The sequence below is a fragment of the Pseudomonas sp. DF11 genome, assembly GCF_058148565.1.
Window position 1 is genome coordinate 482,636 of sequence record NZ_JBYVYN010000002.1, and the last position, 19,772, is coordinate 502,407.

At 60.3% G+C, this 19,772-nt stretch carries 19 protein-coding genes and 1 pseudogene; 15 read left to right on the forward strand and 5 right to left on the reverse strand.

All coding sequences use genetic code 11. The annotated features are described in order from the left end of the window. Positions 1-66: 66 nt before the first annotated feature. Both hepT and mntA read right to left on the reverse strand, forming a co-directional pair. Positions 67-498, reverse strand: coding sequence for a type VII toxin-antitoxin system HepT family RNase toxin (hepT, locus tag AC30D9_RS08845; protein WP_490143990.1), 432 nt, complete (start codon positions 496-498; stop codon positions 67-69). Next, positions 490-879, reverse strand: a pseudogene (gene mntA, locus AC30D9_RS08850) (type VII toxin-antitoxin system MntA family adenylyltransferase antitoxin); the annotation flags it as partial. The pseudogene mntA and the gene hepT, both read right to left, overlap by 9 nt. A 337-nt stretch (positions 880-1,216) precedes the next feature. Here mntA and AC30D9_RS08855 point away from each other — a divergent pair. From AC30D9_RS08855 to AC30D9_RS08885, 7 genes are all read left to right on the forward strand, one after another. Further along, positions 1,217-1,855 (forward strand): peroxiredoxin, encoded by a 639-nt coding sequence (locus tag AC30D9_RS08855; RefSeq protein WP_024617266.1) that lies wholly within the window; start codon positions 1,217-1,219, stop codon positions 1,853-1,855. A 304-nt stretch (positions 1,856-2,159) separates the two neighbouring features. Continuing rightward, positions 2,160-2,753, forward strand: coding sequence for an NADPH-dependent FMN reductase (gene ssuE / locus AC30D9_RS08860; RefSeq protein WP_092333046.1), 594 nt, complete (start codon positions 2,160-2,162; stop codon positions 2,751-2,753). A 91-nt stretch (positions 2,754-2,844) separates the two neighbouring features. After that, positions 2,845-3,810, forward strand: coding sequence for a sulfonate ABC transporter substrate-binding protein (locus AC30D9_RS08865; protein ID WP_307572592.1), 966 nt, complete (start codon positions 2,845-2,847; stop codon positions 3,808-3,810). A 24-nt stretch (positions 3,811-3,834) separates the two neighbouring features. Beyond that, entirely contained in the window at positions 3,835-4,983 is a 1,149-nt protein-coding gene (ssuD, locus tag AC30D9_RS08870) for an FMNH2-dependent alkanesulfonate monooxygenase (protein WP_307572591.1), read from the forward strand. A gap of 7 nt (positions 4,984-4,990) precedes the next feature. Then, the gene (gene ssuC / locus AC30D9_RS08875; protein WP_060740151.1) at positions 4,991-5,773 is read left to right on the forward strand and encodes an aliphatic sulfonate ABC transporter permease SsuC; all 783 of its coding nucleotides are present in this window, start codon (positions 4,991-4,993) and stop codon (positions 5,771-5,773) included. Then, entirely contained in the window at positions 5,770-6,576 is an 807-nt protein-coding gene (gene ssuB, locus AC30D9_RS08880; RefSeq protein ID WP_134926286.1) for an aliphatic sulfonates ABC transporter ATP-binding protein, read from the forward strand. The genes ssuC and ssuB overlap by 4 nt, the downstream gene beginning before the upstream one ends. A gap of 25 nt (positions 6,577-6,601) precedes the next feature. Further along, positions 6,602-6,817 (forward strand): TOBE domain-containing protein, encoded by a 216-nt coding sequence (locus tag AC30D9_RS08885; protein ID WP_003177394.1) that lies wholly within the window; start codon positions 6,602-6,604, stop codon positions 6,815-6,817. A 69-nt stretch (positions 6,818-6,886) separates the two neighbouring features. On the opposite strand, the gene AC30D9_RS08890 is transcribed toward AC30D9_RS08885, so the two are convergent. Then, complete coding sequence (locus tag AC30D9_RS08890) at positions 6,887-7,519, reverse strand: TetR/AcrR family transcriptional regulator (protein WP_134926285.1); 633 nt, start codon at positions 7,517-7,519, stop codon at positions 6,887-6,889. Between the two features lie 286 nt (positions 7,520-7,805). Continuing rightward, complete coding sequence (locus AC30D9_RS08895; RefSeq protein ID WP_109752536.1) at positions 7,806-9,182, reverse strand: glutamine synthetase family protein; 1,377 nt, start codon at positions 9,180-9,182, stop codon at positions 7,806-7,808. Positions 9,183-9,460: 278 nt separating this feature from the next. On the opposite strand from AC30D9_RS08895, the gene AC30D9_RS08900 reads away from it, so the two are divergent. The 8 genes from AC30D9_RS08900 to AC30D9_RS08935 all read left to right on the forward strand — a co-directional run bounded on the left by AC30D9_RS08900 (position 9,461) and on the right by AC30D9_RS08935 (position 18,641). Beyond that, positions 9,461-10,237, forward strand: coding sequence for a gamma-glutamyl-gamma-aminobutyrate hydrolase family protein (locus AC30D9_RS08900; RefSeq protein ID WP_490143894.1), 777 nt, complete (start codon positions 9,461-9,463; stop codon positions 10,235-10,237). Positions 10,238-10,277: 40 nt separating this feature from the next. Then, positions 10,278-11,636, forward strand: a complete 1,359-nt coding sequence (locus AC30D9_RS08905) for a glutamine synthetase family protein (protein WP_490143895.1) — start codon at positions 10,278-10,280, stop codon at positions 11,634-11,636. A 58-nt stretch (positions 11,637-11,694) separates the two neighbouring features. Beyond that, positions 11,695-13,059, forward strand: coding sequence for an aspartate aminotransferase family protein (locus tag AC30D9_RS08910; RefSeq protein WP_307572580.1), 1,365 nt, complete (start codon positions 11,695-11,697; stop codon positions 13,057-13,059). A 197-nt stretch (positions 13,060-13,256) separates the two neighbouring features. Then, positions 13,257-14,354 (forward strand): polyamine ABC transporter substrate-binding protein, encoded by a 1,098-nt coding sequence (locus AC30D9_RS08915; protein WP_490143991.1) that lies wholly within the window; start codon positions 13,257-13,259, stop codon positions 14,352-14,354. Between the two features lie 184 nt (positions 14,355-14,538). Beyond that, a complete protein-coding gene (locus AC30D9_RS08920; RefSeq protein ID WP_134926281.1) occupies positions 14,539-15,636 on the forward strand; it encodes a polyamine ABC transporter substrate-binding protein in 1,098 nt (365 codons plus the stop codon). 61 nt (positions 15,637-15,697) lie between these two features. Further along, complete coding sequence (locus AC30D9_RS08925; RefSeq protein WP_134926280.1) at positions 15,698-16,840, forward strand: ABC transporter ATP-binding protein; 1,143 nt, start codon at positions 15,698-15,700, stop codon at positions 16,838-16,840. Then, the gene (locus tag AC30D9_RS08930; RefSeq protein WP_134926279.1) at positions 16,837-17,757 is read left to right on the forward strand and encodes an ABC transporter permease subunit; all 921 of its coding nucleotides are present in this window, start codon (positions 16,837-16,839) and stop codon (positions 17,755-17,757) included. The genes AC30D9_RS08925 and AC30D9_RS08930 overlap by 4 nt, the downstream gene beginning before the upstream one ends. After that, positions 17,754-18,641: an ABC transporter permease subunit gene (locus AC30D9_RS08935; RefSeq protein ID WP_490143896.1), complete on the forward strand. Its 888-nt coding sequence runs from the start codon at positions 17,754-17,756 to the stop codon at positions 18,639-18,641. The genes AC30D9_RS08930 and AC30D9_RS08935 overlap by 4 nt, the downstream gene beginning before the upstream one ends. Positions 18,642-18,962: 321 nt before the next feature. Here AC30D9_RS08935 and AC30D9_RS08940 read toward each other — a convergent pair whose 3' ends face one another. After that, positions 18,963-19,601 carry an HD domain-containing protein gene (locus AC30D9_RS08940; RefSeq protein WP_490143897.1) on the reverse strand — a complete coding sequence of 213 codons (639 nt, stop codon included), beginning with the start codon at positions 19,599-19,601 and terminating at the stop codon, positions 18,963-18,965. Positions 19,602-19,772 lie beyond the last annotated feature (171 nt).

Genomic DNA, 19,772 nt, shown 5'->3' on the forward strand with positions numbered 1-19,772 from the left:
AAGCCCCGCCCGGCAGCACGCCGGGCGGGGCTTTTGCGTTTTTGGCTCAACGAGCCGGATCTCGCTTTATCCCTTGGTCTCCATCGCGTCCTTACGCAGAATGAACGCGCTGAACGCCAGGAAATCGTCCAGATGCCCGGTAATGATCGCGACCATGATCGGCAATTGCAGGGCTTGGTAGTCATGCACGGCGATATTCCTGAAACCCACCATGTTCTTCAGGTTTTTCACCAAACCCTCTTGCATCCAGCCTCCTTGGAAAAGCAACTCGAATGTATCGCGGGCACTTTGCGGGACACCCAGTCGTTCACGGCGAATCAAATGCTGCCCCATATCCAGTGCCGCTTCACACGAACGCTGGATGTTCAGGACTGCCGAATCCTGGCGAGTGAAGTCGGTGGCAAACGTAGCGGGATCCTTCTCGTACTCTTCCCGTACCCTGGCGACGCAACGTTCGATACTGGCGGCTTTATTGATCAGTACGTCATCGCCATACACGCTGCCTTCTTCCTGAATATCCTTGAGCAATCCCGCCCGAGCCTCATCGAGAGCGGTTTTTTCGCTGAGAATGAAACACTCGAACAATCCCGCCTGTACGTCTCTGGCCCAGAGTCTCTGGCCTCGGGTCACAATCTGGTATTGCATGACGGTTGTTGCCCCGCGTAAATCAATCAGATCCACCGGACTGCCCGCGATATCCGCCAGATCACCTGAAAGCTGCCATAACGACACAGGATCGACTTCGCCCGACAAAAGCACAGCCAAATCGACATCACTGTCAGGCCCAGCGGTGCCCTGTGCATGGCTACCGAACAGGTAAACCGCCAGCAGTCCAGGGAGATGGTTTTGCAGATGAGTCAGCAAGGCTTGAGTGTTCATCCTGCCTATCCTAGCCGCTCGTCCTGAAATCGCCTCAATAATTTCCGTAGTGTGGGTACAAAACAAAAAAAAGCCCCGCCCGGCAACACGCCGGGCGGGGCTTTTACGTTTTCGAGTCGGGCCCACCCCTGTAGCCTTCCTCGAAACTTCTCCTCTTTCAGCAACTCGAGGCCTTCTCGAAACCTCGGAATCGATCTTGGGCCGGTATGCGGAATGGCGCCAGTGAACAGTTTTTTATATTCACTAAAGATCTAGATAAATGGATATTTATTCTTTTTAAAGCAATCAAAACCGGTGCAAAGTTGGGCTCACAACAACCTCATCCAGGAGCCGCACCATGAGCCTCAGACTTGGCGACATCGCCCCCGACTTCGAACAGGATTCCAGCGCCGGCAAGATTCGCTTCCACGAATGGCTCGGCGACAGCTGGGGCGTGCTGTTTTCTCACCCGGCGGATTTCACCCCCGTATGCACCACCGAGCTGGGCCTGACCGCCAAGCTCAAGGACGAATTCGCCCAGCGTGGGGTCAAGGCCATTGCCCTCTCGGTAGACCCGGTGGACTCGCACCACAAGTGGATCGAGGACATCAACGAGACCCAGAACGCCGTGGTCAATTTTCCGATCCTGGCCGATGCCGACCGCAAGGTGTCGGACCTTTACGACCTGATCCACCCCAACGCCAGCGACACCTTGACTGTGCGTTCACTGTTCGTGATCGATCCGAACAAGAAGATTCGCCTGACCATCACTTACCCGGCCAGCACCGGGCGCAATTTCAACGAAATCCTGCGGGTGATCGATTCTCTGCAACTGACCGACAACTACAAAGTCGCCACGCCGGCCAACTGGCAGGACGGTGATGAGGTAGTGATCGTGCCGTCGCTCAAGGATGAAGAGGAACTCAAGCAGCGCTTTCCCAAGGGCTACCGCGCCGTGAAGCCCTACCTGCGCCTCACCCCGCAGCCCAATCGCTGACGCAACCTGAACCTGTGGGAGCGAGCCTGCTCGCGATAGTGGTCTATCAGTCGACATCGCTGCTGGCAGATCCGACGCCATCGCGAGCAGGCTCGCTCCCACAAAGGGATTTCTGTGCACCAAGGGTTTTGGCCGTTCCGACGGCCTTTTTTAATGCCCCGAATAAGGCAATTTGTATATCTCCATATCGAATAACCAAATGAATAAATATGATTTAAAGATATATTAATCCCCTGTTATGGTTTGACCCATGCAGCGAGATCGCCCGCCGCGAATCGCACGTGACAGTTAAGGAATGGTAGGCATGTTGGTCGTCTCACTCGGTGGCAGTCCCAGCCAACGCTCCCGCTCCGGGGTGCTGCTGGAGCGCTCGCAACGCTGGTTGCAGCAACAAGGTGTGGAAGTGGTGAGTTATCAGGTGCGCGACTTTCCGGCCGAAGATCTGCTCCATGCCCGTTTCGATAGCCCGAAGGTGGTCGACCTGCTCCAGCAGATCGAAAACGCCGATGGCCTGTTGATCGCCACGCCGGTGTACAAGGCGTCTTTTTCCGGTGCGCTGAAGACCGTGCTGGACCTGCTGCCTGAGCGCGCCCTGGCCCATAAAGTGGTGTTGCCGATGGCAACCGGCGGCAGCATCGCCCACATGCTGGCGGTGGATTACGCCCTCAAGCCAGTGTTGTCGGCGCTCAAGGCCCAGGAAATGCTCCACGGGATCTTTGCCGAAGACAGCCAGATCGCTTATGGCGAAGGCAGCGCCCAGGCGCAGTTGGCGCCGGCCCTGCAACAGCGCCTGGACGAAGCGCTGGAACAGTTTTTCAGCGCCATGGCCCGTCGGCCCAGGCCGCTGGATCCCAATGTATTGAACGAACGTTTGCTGAGTGCTCGCTGGAGCATTTGAACCCCGAACACCACTGATTCAACTCACCTTACTCAGCCGCCAACGGCCAAGCAGGTGCAGCCAAAACCCCACAGCAAAAAGGAGAGGCGCCATGCGCACTGTCATTTTGCGTCGCGGGCTGGTCGCTCTGTTTGCTGCGGCTGTGTCCCTCGGCGTCATCACCCAAGCCCAAGCCGAAACCTTGCGGATCGGTTACCAGAAATACGGCACCCTGGTGCTGCTCAAGGCCAAGGGCTCATTGGAAAAACGTCTCGCCGCCCAAGGCGTGGATGTGCAATGGACCGAATTCCCCGGCGGCCCGCAACTGCTCGAAGGCCTGAACGTCGGCTCCATCGACTTTGGTGTGACCGGTGAAACCCCGCCGGTATTCGCCCAGGCCGCGGGCGCTGATCTGCTCTACGTCGCCTACGAGCCGCCAGCGCCTACCAGCGAGGCCATCCTGGTGCCCAAGGGTTCGGCGATCCAGTCGGTGCAAGACCTCAAGGGCAAGAAAGTCGCGCTGAACAAAGGCTCCAACGTCCACTACCTGCTGGTGCGGGCGCTGGAAGATGCCGGTCTCAAGTATTCCGACATCCAGACCGTTTTCCTGCCGCCGGCCGACGCCCGCGCGGCGTTCGAGCGTGGCAGTGTCGACGCATGGGTGATCTGGGATCCGTACCAGGCTGCCGCCGAACAACAGTTGCAGGCGCGCACCCTGCGTGACGGCAAAGGCATCGTCGATAACCACCAGTTTTATCTCGCCACCAAACCCTATGCGCAAAAAAATCCCCAGGTCATCGCGACGCTGGTGGAAGAAGTGCGCGCAGTGGGGGAATGGTCCAAGGCCAACCCTGAAGACGTGACCAAGCAGGTATCGCCACTGCTCGGCCTGCCGGCGGACATCACCCTGACGTCGGTGAAACGCCAAGGCTATGGGGCGTTGTTCCTCACGCCGGAAGTGGTGGCGGCGCAGCAGAAAATCGCCGACAGCTTCTACCAGCTCAAATTGATTCCCAAACCCTTGAGCATCAAGGACGTGATCTGGACGCCGCCGGCGGCCGTTGCGAAAGCGCAGTAATTCGATTCCTTAGGAGACCACTCCATGAGCCTCAATATTTTCTGGTTCCTGCCTACCCACGGCGACGGCCATTACCTTGGCACCGCCGAAGGCGCCCGCGCCGTCGACCACGGCTACCTGCAGCAGGTCGCCCAGGCGGCGGATAGACTGGGTTTCGGCGGCGTGCTGATTCCCACCGGGCGTTCCTGCGAGGATTCCTGGCTGGTGGCCGCTTCGTTGATACCGGTGACCCAGCGCCTGAAGTTCCTCGTTGCCCTGCGCCCCGGGATCATTTCCCCGACGGTGGCGGCGCGCCAGGCCGCGACCCTCGACCGGTTGTCCGGCGGGCGCGCGTTGTTCAACCTGGTGACTGGCGGTGACCCGGACGAACTGGCCGGCGACGGCTTGTTCCTGGACCACGAAGAGCGCTACCAGGCGTCGGTGGAATTCACCCGCATCTGGCGCCGTGTGCTGGAAGGCGAAACCGTGGATTACGACGGCGAACACATCAGTGTGAAGGGGGCCAAGCTGCTCTATCCGCCGATCCAGCAACCGCGTCCGCCGCTGTATTTCGGTGGTTCTTCGGAAGCCGCCCAAGACCTGGCCGCCGAGCAAGTGGAAATGGTGTTGACCTGGGGCGAACCCCCCGCAGCCGTGGCGGAAAAGATCGAACAAGTGCGGGCCAAGGCCGCCAAGCTTGGTCGTACCGTACGCTTCGGTATCCGCCTGCATGTGATCGTGCGGGAAACCAACGCCGAAGCCTGGCAGGCGGCCGACCGGCTGATCTCTCACCTGGACGACGAGACCATCGCCCGTGCCCAGGCCTCCCTGGCGCGCTTCGATTCGGTGGGCCAGCAACGCATGGCGGCGCTGCACGGTGGCCGACGCGACAAGCTGGAAGTGAGCCCCAACCTCTGGGCCGGTGTCGGCCTGGTGCGCGGCGGCGCCGGAACGGCGTTGGTGGGTGATGGCCCGACCGTGGCGGCGCGGGTCAAGGAATACGCGGACCTGGGGATCGACACATTCATTTTCTCCGGTTATCCACACCTGGAAGAGTCCTATCGCGTGGCGGAACTGTTGTTCCCGCATCTGGACGTGGAGCGCCCGGAGTTGCCGAAGAGCCAGGGCTATGTGAGCCCGTTCGGGGAAATGGTCGCCAACGATATTCTTCCCAAAGCCGCGTCCCAGAGCTGAGGCGGCCATGAAGAAAATTATCCACAACCTCGCGCCTTGGGCGGTGCCGCTGCTGTTGCTGGCGGTGTGGCAACTGTCGGTGTCGGCGGGTTGGTTATCCACGCGGATCCTGCCGGCACCTGTGGCAGTGATCGAAGCTGGGGTGAACTTGGTGCGTAGCGGCGAGATCTGGACGCACCTTGCCATCAGCGGTTGGCGCGCAGCGGTGGGCTTCCTGATCGGCGGTGGCATCGGCCTGACCCTGGGCTTTATCACCGGTTTGTCGAAATGGGGCGAGCGCCTGTTGGACAGCTCCGTGCAAATGGTCCGGAACGTTCCGCACCTGGCGCTGATCCCGCTGGTGATCCTGTGGTTCGGCATCGACGAGTCAGCGAAGATTTTCCTGGTGGCCCTGGGCACGCTGTTTCCCATCTACCTCAACACCTACCACGGGATTCGCAACGTCGATCCGGCGCTGGTGGAAATGTCCCGCAGCTACGGCTTGTCCGGCTTCAGCCTGTTTCGCCAAGTGATCCTGCCGGGTGCCTTGCCTTCGATCCTGGTGGGCGTGCGCTTTGCCCTGGGCTTCATGTGGCTGACGCTGATCGTGGCGGAAACCATCTCGGCCAGCTCCGGTATCGGTTATCTGGCGATGAATGCCCGGGAATTCCTGCAAACCGATGTGGTGGTGCTGGCGATTCTCCTGTACGCCGTGCTGGGCAAATTGGCCGATCTTGCGGCCCGCGGGCTTGAGCGGGTCTGGCTGCGCTGGCACCCGGCGTACCAAGTGAACAAGGGAGGTGTCGCATGACCGCCCAACAACCTCCACGCCTGCTGCGAGGCATTCCGCTGGCTGTGCGCAAGCTGCAAAAAACCTTCGGTTCGCGCCAGGTGCTGCGTGACATCGACCTGCATATCCCGGCCGGGCAGTTCGTGGCCGTGGTTGGTCGCAGTGGCTGTGGCAAAAGTACTTTGCTGCGTTTGCTGGCCGGCCTCGACCAGCCTACGGGTGGGGAGTTGCTGGCGGGCTCCGCGTCCCTGAGCGCCGCACGGGAAGACACGCGGTTGATGTTCCAGGAGGCGCGATTGCTGCCCTGGAAAAAAATCATCGATAACGTCGGCCTCGGGCTGAAGGGCAACTGGCGCCCGCAGGCGTTGCAAGCACTGGAAGCGGTGGGCTTGGCCGACCGCGCCCATGAGTGGCCGGCGGCGCTTTCCGGCGGACAGAAACAGCGAGTGGCCCTGGCCCGTGCGCTGATTCATCAGCCGCGCCTGCTGTTGCTCGACGAACCCTTGGGAGCGCTGGACGCCCTGACCCGAATCGAAATGCAGCAACTGATCGAAAACCTCTGGCAGCAGCATGGCTTCACCGTGTTGCTGGTGACCCACGACGTCAGCGAGGCGGTGGCGATTGCCGACCGGGTGATCCTGATCGAGGACGGCCAGATCGGCCTCGACCTGGCCATCGACCTGCCACGCCCAAGGGTTCGCGGCTCTCATCGCCTGGCGAGCCTGGAAACCGAAGTCCTCAACCGTGTGCTGTCCTTGCCCGGCCAACCGCCGGAACCCGAACCCGTTTCACCCTTGCCCACGCAACTGCGTTGGGCGCAATAACTTCATCCAGACAGGAATCGACACCATGACTATCAAAGCCATCAACGTACGCAACCAGTTCAAAGGCACCATCAAGGAAATCGTCGAAGGCGACGTGCTGTCGGAAATCGACGTACAGACCGCTTCGGGCATCGTCACTTCGGTCATCACCACCCGCTCGGTCAAAGAGCTGGAGCTGGCGATCGGCAGCGAAGTGATCGCCTTCGTCAAGTCCACCGAGGTGTCTATCGCCAAGTTGTGAGCGATGCTCCACCCACAGCCCCGGACGGCGTGAGCCCTTCGGGGCTTATCGTTCCCACGCGGAGAACGATCAATCAGAACGCTTGGGCAGATACGGTGGCAGATACAGCCCCAGGTACGCATCGAACACCCGCATGCCTTCTTCGGCCATGCGCGGGGTGATCTGGCCGTGTTGTTGCACCGAGCGGGCGTAGACACGGTCACCCAGTTCCATGGCCAGGGCGAACACGTCGACGTCGCCGGGCAGGCTTGGCAGTTCGAAATGGTGATCGAAAACCTTATGCATCAGGGCGCCCAGTTCGAGGTCGTGCTGGCGGTCGGCCTGGGTGACTTCGGTCAGGCCATGCTGGGTCAGGATCAATTGGCGCGCGGCGGCGTCCTGGCTGTAGATGGTGAGCATGCGCTGCTCTACCAGCCGTGACAGGTCGTGCCAGTGGTTCAGCGCGGCGTGGTCGATCGGTGCCTGCAGGCAGGCGCGAAAGGCCGCATGGACATCGGCGGTCAACGCTTCGAGCAACGCCGGGACGCTGGCGAAGAAGTGGTAGACGGAAGAGGGCGGGATCCCCGCACGTTCGGCGACGCTGTAGATCGACAGGCTGGCCACGCCTTCGGCGGCAAGCAGCGTACGGGCGGCATCCAGAATGGTGTCGATCCGGGCCTGGCTGCGTGCGCGGGGTTTGCGAGGGGTGGCGATGCGCGTCATGAGTGTCTCCTGCGGGGCTGCCGGGCATTGTACGCAGAGCGGGCAGATGGTCCATAGCCTGGTCTTGTGGTGAGGATTTCCAGTGGCAAGGGGATTCATCCCCGCTGGGCTGCGTAGCAGCCCCGACCCGACCGAATGGCGTCCAGCCTGACACAACGAGGCGGTTGGTTTCAGGGGCGCTACGCACCCTAGCGGGGATAAATCCCCTCGCCACAATGGTCAATGAGCGCCCATAAAAAACGCCGCAGCCCTGGAGGCCTGCGGCGTCTTTCTTTACAGCAACCGCTTACACGGTATGCAGGTACCAGTTGTACTCAAGGTCGGAGATGGAGTGTTCGAACTCCTCCAGCTCACTCTCCTTGCAGGCCACGAAGATATCGATGTATTTCGGGTCGATGTACTTGGCCATGACTTCGCTGTCGTCCAGCTCGCGCAGGGCATCGCGCAAGTTGTTCGGCAGGCTTTGCTCGTTCTGCTCGTAGCTGTTGCCTTCCACCGGCGCACCGGGCTCGATCTTGTTGACCAGGCCGTGATGCACACCCGCCAGTACGGAGGCCATCAGCAGGTACGGGTTGGCGTCGGCGCCGGCAACGCGGTGTTCCAGGCGCACGGCATCGGCCGAGCCGGTAGGGACACGCAAGGCCACGGTGCGGTTGTCCAGGCCCCAGGTCGGCGAGTTCGGCACGTAGAACTGTGCGCCGAAACGACGGTAGGAGTTCACGTTCGGGCAGAGGAAAGCCATCTGCGCGGGCAGGGTCTCGAGCACACCGCCGATCGCGTGACGCAGCGCGGCGTTCTGCTCGGGATCCTCGCTGGCAAAAATATTCTTGCCCTCTTTATCCAGGATCGAGATGTGGACGTGCAGACCATTGCCCGCCTGGCCCGGATACGGCTTGGCCATGAAGGTGGTGTCCATTTCATGGTCGTAGGCGATGTTCTTGATCAGGCGCTTGAGCAGGACCGCGTAGTCGCAGGCCTTGATCGGGTCGGCCACGTGGTGCAGGTTCACTTCGAACTGCGCCGGGGCACTTTCCTTGACGATGGCGTCGGCGGGAATGCCTTGCTCCTTGGCCCCTTCCAGAATGTCCTGGAGGCAATCGACGTATTCGTCGAGGTCATCGATCAGGTAGACCTGTGTCGAGTGCGGGCGTTTGCCGGAGATCGGCGAGCGGGGCGGTTGTGGGCGTCCATTCACGTTCTCCTGGTCGATCAGGTAGAACTCCAGCTCGAATGCGGCGCAGATGGTCAGGCCCAGTTCATCGAACTTGGTCACGACCTGGCGCAGGACTTCACGCGGGTCGGCGAAGAAAGGCTCGCCTTCGAGTTCGTGCATGGTCATCAACAGTTGCGCGGTGGGGCGCTTCTGCCAAGGCTCGTTGCACAGGGTGTCAGGGATTGGATAGCAGATTCGGTCAGCATCGCCGATGTCCAGGCCCAGGCCGGTGCTTTCCACCGTGGAGCCATTGATATCCAGGGCAAATAAAGAGGCCGGCAGGTTGATGCCTTTCTCGTAAACCTTGTGGAGGCTGGTGCGTTCTATGCGCTTGCCGCGCACCACACCATTCATATCCGCAATCAGAAGGTCAACGTACAGAACCTCAGGATGTTCCTTAAGGAACGCGTTCGCTTCGTTAAGCTGAACGGCACGCGGGGGTACCGACATGATGCAACACCTTTGTTGTTAAAAATATCAATCATTGATCTCTTCGAAACCCAGTCAACCCGAACGGCATGCCGAAGTCAAGCAGGGCCTTTTTTGCCCTAAAAAAGCACCTTAGGGGCTTTTTTGAGGCAATTTAGGGCGTTTTTTTCCCTTTGCCGGGCTTGGCGCCCGCAGGCTTGAGCGGGCCGTGTTGTATTTTTTACGGGGGTGTTGTGTAAAAAAATGAACAAGGCTAAGCTCGATTCAAACCCATAACAGCAATAATACCGGGGTGCTTCATGTCTCGCCTGCCGTTAATCGGCGTCACCACCTGCTCCAGGCAGATTGGTCTGCATGCGTATCACATCAGTGGCGATAAATATTCCCGGGCTGTCGCGACAGCCGCCAAGGGCTTGCCAATGCTGATTCCGTCCCTGGCGGATCTGTTCACGCCGTCCGATATTCTGGACGCCCTGGACGGCATTCTTTTCACCGGCTCTCCTTCCAATGTAGAACCTTTTCATTATCAGGGCCCCGCCAGCGCGCCGGGCACTGCTCATGATCCTGCACGGGACGCCACCACCCTGCCGCTGATCCGCGCCGCTGTCGCCGCCGGCATCCCGGTGCTGGGTATCTGCCGTGGGTTCCAGGAGATGAACGTAGCCTTTGGCGGCAGCCTGCATCAGAAAGTTCATGAAGTCGGAACCTTCATCGATCATCGTGAAGACGACACTCAAGCGGTGGATGTCCAATACGGTCCTGCCCACGCCGTGCATATCCAGCCTGGCGGTGTACTGGCCGGCCTGGGGCTGCCCCAACTGATAGAGGTCAACTCGATCCACAGCCAGGGCATCGAGCGCCTGGCGCCCGGTTTGCGGGCCGAAGCGGTGGCGCCCGATGGCCTGATCGAGGCTGTTTCGGTGCCAGGAGGCAAGGCTTTTGCTTTAGGTGTGCAATGGCACCCTGAATGGGAGGTAAGCTCTAACCCGCACTACCTTGCGATTTTCCAGGCATTTGGCGATGCCTGCCGAGCAAGGGCAACACAACGCGACGCCGATGCGTCAAACAACGCCTGACGACTAATAGCAGTCAGGAAACTCACGCCTAGAGGCATTTATGAGTAACAACCTCGACCAGCTCACCGATTGGTTGAAAGACCATAAGATCACAGAAGTCGAATGCATGATTGGCGACCTGACCGGTATCACCCGGGGCAAGATCTCGCCGACCAACAAGTTCATCGCCGAGAAAGGCATGCGCCTGCCCGAGAGCGTTCTGCTCCAGACCGTTACGGGCGACTATGTCGAAGACGACATCTATTACGAACTGCTCGACCCAGCCGACATCGACATGATCTGTCGCCCGGACGAGAACGCAGTGTTCCTTGTGCCCTGGGCCATCGAGCCCACCGCACAGGTCATTCACGACGCCTACGACAAGCAGGGCAATCCCATCGAGCTGTCGCCGCGCAATGTGCTCAAGAAGGTGCTCAAGCTCTACGCCGACAAGGGCTGGCAGCCAATCGTCGCGCCGGAGATGGAGTTCTACCTGACCAAGCGCAGCGACGACCCGGACTTTCCGCTGCAACCGCCCATTGGCCGCTCCGGCCGCCCGGAAACCGGCCGCCAGTCTTTCTCGATCGAAGCGGCCAACGAATTCGACCCGCTGTTCGAAGACGTCTATGACTGGTGCGAATTGCAGGAGCTGGACCTCGACACCCTGATCCACGAGGACGGCACGGCGCAGATGGAAATCAACTTCCGTCATGGCGATGCCCTGTCCCTGGCCGACCAGATCCTGGTGTTCAAGCGCACCATGCGCGAGGCGGCGCTCAAGCATGATGTGGCGGCCACCTTCATGGCCAAGCCCATGACCGGCGAGCCGGGCAGCGCGATGCACCTGCACCAGAGCATCATCGACAAGGAAACCGGCAAGAACGTCTTCTCCAATGACGACGGGACCATGAGCGATCTGTTCCTGCACCACATCGGTGGCCTGCAGAAGTTCATCCCCGAGCTGCTGCCGCTGTTCGCCCCCAACGTCAACTCGTTCCGCCGCTTCCTGCCCGACACCTCGGCACCGGTGAACGTGGAGTGGGGCGAAGAGAACCGCACCGTGGGCTTGCGCGTGCCGGATGCCGTGCCGCAGAACCGTCGGGTGGAAAACCGCTTGCCGGGCGCCGACGCCAACCCGTACCTGGCGATTGCCGCCAGCCTGCTGTGTGGCTTCATCGGCATGGTCGAAGGCATCAACCCGAGCGCGCCGGTGGTGGGCCGAGGCTACGAACGCCGCAACCTGCGTTTGCCGCTGACCATCGAAGACGCCCTGGAACGCATGGAAAACAGCACCACCATCGAGAAATACCTGGGCAAGAAATTCATCACAGGCTACGTCGCGGTCAAGCGGGCCGAGCATGAAAACTTCAAGCGCGTGATCAGTTCGTGGGAGCGGGAATTCCTGCTCTTTGCCGTCTGAAGCGCCGGGCGAAGCTGCCTGAGGCAGCTTCGCCCTCACCGATAACAGGAGAATTGGCATGACCCGCAATAACCCGCAAACCCGTGAATGGCAGGCCCTGAGCAACGATCACCACCTGGCGCCGTTCAGCGACTTCAAGCAGCTCAAAGAGAAAGGCCCGCGCATCATCACCCACGCCAAGGGTGTCTACCTCTGGGACAGTGAAGGCAACAAGATCCTCGACGGCATGGCCGGCCTCTGGTGCGTGGCCGTCGGTTACGGTCGCGAAGAACTGGCCGATGCCGCCAGCCAGCAGATGCGTGAGCTGCCGTACTACAACCTGTTCTTCCAGACCGCCCACCCGCCGGTGCTGGAACTGTCCAAAGCCATCGCCGACATCGCCCCTGAAGGCATGAATCACGTGTTCTTCACCGGTTCCGGCTCCGAAGGCAACGACACCATGCTGCGGATGGTCCGCCACTATTGGGCGATCAAGGGCCAGCCGGACAAGAAAGTCATCATCAGCCGCAAGAACGGTTACCACGGCTCGACCGTGGCCGGCGCGAGCCTGGGCGGCATGACCTATATGCACGAACAGGGCGACCTGCCGATCCCGGGCATTGTCCACATCGCCCAACCCTACTGGTTCGGCGAAGGCGGCGACATGAGCCCCGAAGAGTTCGGCGTCTGGGCGGCCAACCAATTGGAAGAAAAGATCCTGGAGATCGGCGTGGATAACGTCGGTGCCTTCATCGCCGAGCCTATCCAGGGTGCCGGCGGCGTGATCGTGCCGCCCGACAGCTACTGGCCGCGCATGAAGGAAATCCTCGCCAAGTACGACATCCTGTTCGTGGCCGACGAAGTGATCTGTGGGTTCGGCCGTACCGGTGAGTGGTTCGGTACCGATCACTACGGATTGAAACCGCACATGATGACCATCGCCAAGGGCCTGACCTCCGGCTATATCCCCATGGGCGGCCTGATCGTGCGCGACGACGTGGTCGCGGTGCTCAACGAAGGCGGTGACTTCAACCACGGGTTTACCTATTCCGGTCACCCGGTGGCCGCTGCGGTGGCCCTGGAAAATATCCGCATCCTGCGCGACGAAAAGATCATCGAGCGGGTCCATGCTGAAACGGCACCCTATTTGCAGAAGCGTTTGCGGGAGCTGAACGATCATCCGCTGGTGGGTGAAGTGCGCGGGGTCGGTTTGCTGGGTGCGATCGAACTGGTCCAGGACAAGGCCACGCGCAAGCGCTACGAAGGCAAGGGCGTGGGCATGATCTGCCGGCAGTTCTGTTTCGATAACGGGCTGATCATGCGCGCGGTGGGCGACACCATGATCATTGCGCCGCCGCTGGTGATCAGCAAGGCCGAGATCGATGAGCTGGTGACCAAGGCGCGGCAATGCCTGGACCTGACGCTCAGTGTGTTGCAAGGCTAAGTGCTAGGCTCTGAGCGAGGTGCCTGCAAGGGCCTCGCCCGGCGTGAACAAAAGGCCGGGCTTGTGTTGAAAGCCTGCCCTGTAACTTGCCAGACTACCGCCTGTTCAAGTTGCCAGAGAGTCGGCTACTGAACTGTGGCTAAGAAGAATAACTGGAGCACTTTTTCATGAAGGCATTAGGCATGAAGACATTAGGTATGAAGATAGCTGGCAAGACCCTCCTCGCCATGTCCCTGATGGGCGTGATGGCGGGTGCCGTTCAGGCGGACGATAAAGTGCTGCACGTCTACAACTGGTCCGACTACATTGCGCCGGACACTGTTGCCAAGTTCGAGAAAGAAACGGGGATCAAAGTTGTCTACGACGTGTTCGATAGCAACGAAACCCTGGAAGCCAAGTTGCTGGCCGGCAAGTCCGGTTATGACATCGTGGTGCCGTCGAACAACTTCCTGGCCAAGCAGATCAAGGCCGGTGTCTACCGGGAGCTGGACAAGTCCAAGCTGCCGAACTGGAAGAACCTGGACACCGACCTGCTCAAGGCTGTCGGCGATGCCAGCGACCAGGGCAACAAACACGCCTTCCCTTACATGTGGGGCACCATCGGCATCGGTTACAACCCCGAGAAGGTCAAGGCCGCATTGGGCGTCGACAAGATCGATTCCTGGGACACCCTGCTCAAGTCCGAGAACATCGCCAAGCTCAAGAGCTGCGGCGTGAGCTTCCTCGATTCGCCAACCGAAATGATTCCGGTGGCCCTGCATTACCTTGGCTACCCGACCGACACCCAGGACAAGAAGCAACTGGCCGACGCCGAAGCGCTGTTCCTCAAGTTGCGTCCATCGATCGGTTACTTCCACTCTTCCAAATACATTTCCGACCTGGCCAACGGCAACATCTGCGTCGCCGTGGGCTACTCGGGTGATATCGAGCAATCCAAGAGCCGGGCTGCCGAGGCTGGCGGCAAAGTGAAAGTGGCCTACACCATTCCCAAGGAAGGTGCCGGTTCGTTCTACGACATGGTCGCCATTCCCAAGGATGCCGAGAATGTCGAAGCCGCCTATAAATGGATGAACTTCATCATGCAGCCGGAAATCATGGCGGAGATCACCGACAACGTGCGCTTCCCTAACGGCAACAAGGCCGCCACCGCGTTGGTGGACAAGGAAATCTCCGGTGACCCGAGCATTTACCCATCGGATGAAGTGAAGGCCAAGCTGTACGCCATCAGCGATCTGCCGTCCGCGACCCAGCGGATCCTGACCCGCAGCTGGACCAAGATCAAATCCGGTAAATAAGCCGGCCTGAAGCATCTTCCTGTTGTCGCTGTCATCGCGGCGGCGGCAACAGGAGCAATTAAATAACTAAAAGTTTTGCTGGATCGGTTTATCGAGGGTAAGTTGCGCGCCGGTTTTGTTGCAGGGCCTCTCTTGGCCAAGTGACGGGGGCAACTTGGGCCCAACTATTTAAGAGGACCTCCACGTGCCAGTTTTTTCTTTGTTACGCAACGCCTTGCTGGTCGGCGCCGGCCTGACGCTCGCCGTCAGCGTCCAGGCCGCCTCCACCGTGCATATTTATAATTGGTCGGACTACATCGGCGAGACCACCCTGGCGGATTTCGAAAAAGCCACTGGCATCAAGCCGGTGTATGACGTGTTCGACTCCAACGAAACCCTGGAAGGCAAGTTGCTGGCCGGGCGTACCGGGTACGACGTGGTCGTGCCGTCCAACCACTTCCTGGGCAAGCAGATCAAGGCCGGGGCGTTCCAGAAGCTCGACAAGGCGCAGTTGCCCAACTACGCCAACCTCGACCCTGCGCTGCTCAAGCGCCTGGAAAAGAACGATCCGGGCAACCAGTACGCCGTGCCTTACCTGTGGGGCACCAACGGCATCGGCTACAACGTCGAGAAAATCAAGGCAGTCCTGGGCGTCGAGAAGATCGACTCGTGGGCCATGCTGTTCGAGCCGGAAAACATCAAGAAGCTGTCCAGCTGCGGCGTTTCGTTCCTCGATTCGGGCGACGAGATGATCCCGGCGATGCTCAATTACCTGGGCCTGAATCCCAACAGCGAAGACCCTGAAGACTACAAGAAGGCCGAGGCCCAGCTCCTCAAGATCCGGCCTTACGTGACTTACTTCAATTCCTCCAAGTACATCTCCGATCTGGCCAACGGCGAGATCTGCGTGGCCGCCGGTTTCTCCGGCGACATCTTCCAGGCCCGTGCCCGCGCCAGCGAGGCCGGCAAAGGCGTCGAAATCGCCTACGTGATCCCCAAGGAAGGCGGCAACCTCTGGTTCGACATGCTGGCGATCCCGCGTGACGCCACCAACGTCAAGCAGGCCCATGCCTTCATCAATTATGTGCTCAAGCCTGAGGTGATCGCCCAGGTCAGCGACACCGTCGGTTATGCCAACCCAAACCCGAAGGCTGGCGAGCTGATGGACCAGAAAGTACGCACCGATGAGGCGGTTTATCCACCGCAAGCGGTCGTCGACAAGCTCTACGTCAACTCCGAGTTGCCGCCCAAGATCCAACGACTCATGACCCGCAGCTGGACCAAGGTCAAGTCGGGTAAATAACGTCAACACTCTTAGGTTCGTCCGCGTGGGGCGAACTGCAAATTCTGTGGGAGTTTCGTAAATGGCAGTTGCCTCCGGCGCCTATAAGAAAGCCCTCGAGGGCGACCAGACACCCAAGCAGGTGCTGGTCAAAATCGACCGGGTCACGAAGAAGTTCGACGAGACGATTGCCGTGGACGATGTGTCCCTGGAAATCAAGAAAGGCGAGATCTTCGCCTTGCTCGGCGGTTCGGGATCGGGCAAATCCACCTTGCTGCGCATGCTGGCCGGTTTCGAGCGGCCCACCGAGGGAAGGATTTTCCTCGACGGCGTGGATATCACCGACATGCCGCCCTATGAGCGGCCGATCAACATGATGTTCCAGTCCTACGCCTTGTTCCCCCACATGACCGTGGCGCAGAACATCGCCTTCGGCCTGCAACAGGACAAGATCCCCAAGGCCGAGATCGATGCCCGCGTGGCCGAAATGCTCAAGCTGGTGCAGATGAGCCAATACGCCAAGCGCAAGCCGCACCAGCTTTCCGGCGGCCAGCGCCAGCGCGTGGCCCTGGCCCGTTCCCTGGCGAAGCGGCCAAAGCTGTTGCTGCTCGACGAACCGATGGGCGCCCTGGACAAGAAGCTGCGCTCGCAAATGCAGCTTGAACTGGTCGAGATCATCGAGCGGGTCGGCGTGACCTGCGTCATGGTGACCCACGACCAGGAAGAGGCCATGACCATGGCCGAGCGCATCGCGATCATGCACCTGGGCTGGATCGCCCAGATCGGCAGCCCGATCGACATCTACGAAACCCCGACCAGCCGGCTGGTGTGCGAGTTCATCGGTAACGTCAACATCTTCGAGACCGAAGTGGTGGACGACGCCGAGGGCCACGCGGTACTGACCTGCAAGGACCTGGACCGCAACATCTATGTGGGCCACGGCATCAGCACCTCGGTGCAGGACAAGTCCGTGACCTACGCCATTCGCCCGGAAAAACTGCTGGTCACCGCCGAGCAGCCGACCTGCGACAACAACTGGTCCAGCGGCAAGGTCCATGACATCGCCTACCTGGGCGGTCACTCGGTGTTCTACGTCGAATTGCCGAGCGGCAAGCTGGTGCAGTCCTTCGTCGCCAACGCCGAGCGCCGTGGCCAGCGGCCGACCTGGGGCGACCAGGTGTTCGTCTGGTGGGAAGACGACAGCGGCGTGGTGCTTCGCTCATGAACATGCGCAAACTCAAACGCCGACTCGACCGAATAACGCCCGGTGGCCGCCAACTGGTCATCGGGGTGCCCTTCCTCTGGCTGTTCCTGTTCTTCATGCTGCCGTTCTTCATCGTCCTGAAGATCAGCTTCGCTGAAGCCGATGTGGCCATTCCGCCGTACACCGAGATCTACAGCTACGTCGACCAGAAGCTGCAGGTGCTGCTCAACCTTGCCAACTACGCGATGCTGAGCGAGGACGAGTTGTACATCGCCGCCTACCTCGGCTCGCTGAAAATGGCCCTGATCAGCACTGTCTTGTGCCTGCTGATCGGCTACCCGATGGCCTATGGCATCGCCAACGCCCGCAAAGAGCTGCAGACGGTGCTGGTGCTGCTGATCATGATGCCGACCTGGACCGCGATCCTGATCCGCGTCTACGCATGGATGGGCATCCTCAGCAACAACGGTCTGCTCAACGGCTTCTTGCTGAGCATGGGCTGGATCAGCGAACCGCTGCAGATCCTCAACACCAACCTGGCGGTCTATATCGGCGTCGTCTACTCCTATCTGCCGTTCATGATCCTGCCGTTGTACGCCAACCTGGTGAAGCATGACCCCAGCCTGCTGGAAGCCGCGTCGGACCTGGGTTCGAGTACCTTCAACAGTTTCTGGAAAATCACCGTGCCGCTGTCCAAGAACGGCATCGTCGCCGGCTGCATGCTGGTGTTCATCCCCGTGGTGGGCGAGTTCGTGATCCCGGAACTGCTGGGCGGCCCGGAAACCCTGATGATCGGTAAAGTGTTGTGGCAGGAATTCTTCAATAACCGCGACTGGCCGGTGGCATCCGCCCTGGCGGTGGTGATGCTGGCGATCCTGATCGTGCCCATCATCCTGTTCAACCGCAGTCAGGCCAAAGAAATGGAGGGCAAGGAATGAAGCGCTTCAGTTTTTCAAGCCTGATGCTGGTGCTGGGTTTGCTGTTCATCTACGCACCGATGCTGATCCTGGTGATCTTCTCGTTCAACGCCTCGAAACTGGTGACGGTATGGGGCGGTTGGTCGATCAAGTGGTACGTCGGCCTGTTGGACAACACTCAGTTGATGGGCTCGGTGGTGCGTTCGCTGGAAATCGCCTGCTACACGGCGATTGCCGCAGTGGCCCTGGGTACGCTGGCGGCTTTCGTGCTGACCCGCATCACTCACTTCAAGGGCCGTACGCTGTTCGGTGGCCTGGTCACCGCGCCGTTGGTGATGCCGGAAGTGATCACCGGTCTGTCGCTGTTGCTGCTGTTCGTGGCCATGGCGCAGATGATCGGCTGGCCCCAGGAGCGTGGCATTGTCACGATCTGGATCGCCCACACCACGTTCTGCGCGGCCTATGTGGCGGTGGTGGTTTCGGCGCGCTTGCGTGAGTTGGACCTGTCCATTGAAGAGGCGGCCATGGACCTCGGTGCGCGGCCATGGAAGGTGTTCTTTTTGATCACCATCCCGATGATCGCGCCGTCACTGGCGGCGGGGGGCATGATGTCCTTCGCGTTGTCCTTGGACGACCTGGTGCTGGCGAGCTTCGTTTCCGGCCCTGGCTCGACGACCTTGCCGATGGAAGTGTTCTCGGCGGTGCGCCTGGGGGTGAAACCGGAGATCAACGCCGTGGCGAGCCTGATCCTGTTGGCGGTGTCGCTGGTGACCTTCCTGGTCTGGTACTTCAGCCGTCGCGCCGAAGAAAGCCGCAAGCGGGCGATCCAGCAAGCCATCGAAGAAAGCGCCGCCGACTCCTGGAAACAACCGGAAGTACGCCGGGCCGAGACCGCACCGGTCTGACCCGACACTGGCGTCAAATGTGGGGGCGGGCTTGCTCGCGAAGACGGAGGTACATCCAACTTTCATGTTGGCTGATACACCGCTTTCGCGAGCAAGCCCGCTCCCACAGTTTTTGTTCGCCTACAAATCCGCGGCCGAACGCAGATCCCCTTGTGGGAGCGAGCCTGCTCGCGATAGCGGTGTGACAGTGGACGAAGAGGTTGAAGGTCAGCCCGTCATCGCGAGCAAGCTCGTACAGTTTTTTGTTGCTCAAAAATTCGCGAACCACCGCAGACTCCTTGTGGGAGCGAGCCTGCTCGCGATAGCGGTGAGGCGTGCTGGCTACGAGTGCCAAGGCGAAGTGCGGATTACCTCCACGAAGTTCATCGGTTTGAACCCGGGTTCCTGATCAACTAGCACGTCGGTCTTCACGTTGCCGAAGGTGGTCTGCGGACGATGCCGCAAACCGTCGGCGAAGGCGCAGATGATGCATTCCTTGAACCCTTCCCCGCGCGGATGAGCATGCACCACGGCGTCGCGCTGTGCGGCGGGAAACGCGGCGTAGTCCATGCCCAGCACGTCCATTTCCACGCCAGCGGTCACCAGCGCCACCGTGGGACGCAGATGTTTGGGCACGCCCGGCGTAGTGTGCAGGGCAATCGACAGCCACACCTGCTCAATGTCGTCATCGCTCAACCCGTAAGGCTTGAGAAACGCTGCGGCCGTGTTCGCACCGTCCACTTCGAAGCGCTCGTTGTCGCTGCGATAACCCTCCACCAGACCCAGATCGTGGAACATCGCACCGACATACAACAACTCCGGGTTATAGGCCAACTGCCGACGCTGCCCACTCAGGGCGCCGAACAGAAATACCCGGCGAGAATGGTGGTACAGCAAGTCGGACTCGATATCGCGAATGTATTCGGTGGTGGCGCGGGCGAGGGCGCTGTCGGGAATCTTGATGCCGGCGATGCTGTTCATACTGTTCTCCTCTTGACGATGGGCCAGTGCGGCGCCGAGGGTTTCAGTCTGTTCGCCGCAAGGTAGCCGAACAATGTTCCCATGGCTGCGATCCCTGCCAATAAGCCTGGGTTTCGTGCCAGATGGCTTCCGGGGCGCGAATTGGCTAGGGTGCTGGGGTCGTTCCACTCG